At 65.7% G+C, this 1,232-nt stretch carries 1 protein-coding gene; it reads left to right on the top strand.

The window, feature by feature from the left end:
- Positions 1–87 precede the first annotated feature (87 nt).
- Positions 88–1,221 (top strand): IS630 family transposase, encoded by a 1,134-nt coding sequence (locus ACIP8W_RS31945; RefSeq protein ID WP_402205917.1) that lies wholly within the window; start codon positions 88–90, stop codon positions 1,219–1,221.
- The last annotated feature ends 11 nt before the right edge of the window (positions 1,222–1,232 follow it).

Here is a 1,232-nt window from a genome sequence, read left to right as displayed (position 1 = left end):
CTAGTGCCGCATCAGGCAACGTTTGCCCTGTTGTGGCGCGCCGTCCGGGTGTCGGCACGGACGGCACGGACCCGTCATGCTGGTCCCGTGGCAGAACGAGTACAGGTCCGGGAGATCGATGATGACGAGGGCCGGCGGCTGCTGCGGATCATCCGCAGGGGTACCGGATCGGTGGTGACCTGGCGCCGGGCCCAGATGGTGCTGCTGTCCGCGCAGGGCATGCCGGTGGCGAAGATTGCCGAGGTGTCGTTCACCAGCGACGACCGGGTCCGCGATGTGATCCACAACTTCAACACCGATGGCTTCGACTCGCTCTACCCGAAGTACAAGGGCGGCCGTCCGAAGACGTTCACGCTGCCCGAGCGCCGTGAGATCAAGAAGATCGCCAAGTCCCGGCCCACCGAGCACGGCCTGCCGTTCTCCACCTGGAGTCTGACCAAGCTGGCCGACTTCCTGGTTGCCGAGGGGGTGGTCGACGACATCAGCCACGAGGGCCTGCGCATCCTGCTCCGCGAGGAAGGCGTCTCCTTTCAACGCCTGAAGACCTGGAAGACCTCCCGCGATCCCGACTACGCCGCCAAGAAGGCCCGCGTCGAACACCTCTACGCGATCGCCGACGGCGAGGTCATACCCGAGGACGGCGAACCCGATGTCGTCTTCTGCATGGACGAGTTCGGTCCGCTCAACTTGATGCCCCACCCCGGCCGGCAGTGGGCCGAACGCGGCGGCAGACACAAAGACCCAGCTCGCGAACCCCGCCGCAGACGCCGGGCCACCTACAACCGCTACGGCGGAGTACGCCATCTGTTCGCCGCCCTGGACCTGGCCAAGGACAAGCTCTACGGCCATATCAAGCCCGTCAAGAGGCGGACACAGTTCCTGGAGTTCTGCCGTTACCTTCGCACCCTCTACCCGCCGAACACCCGCATCGCGATCGTCTGCGACAACTTCTCCCCGCACCTGACCACGAAACGCTGCCAGCGGGTCGGCACCTGGGCCGCGGACAACAACGTCGAGATCGCCTACACCCCGACCAACAGCTCCTGGCTCAACCGCATCGAGGCCCAGTTCACCGCCCTGCGCTACTTCACCCTCGACGGCACCGACCACGCCACCCACAAAGAGCAGGGCAGCATGATCCGCCGCTACATCATCTGGCGAAACCGCCACGCCGACGACCGGCGCCTACGCGCGGTCATCGACAGGGCCAACGTTGCCTGATACGGCACTAG

Source organism: Streptomyces sp. NPDC088554 (genome assembly GCF_044752945.1).
Lineage (GTDB): Bacteria > Actinomycetota > Actinomycetes > Streptomycetales > Streptomycetaceae > Streptomyces.
This window is presented reverse-complemented; position numbering and strand designations above follow the sequence as displayed.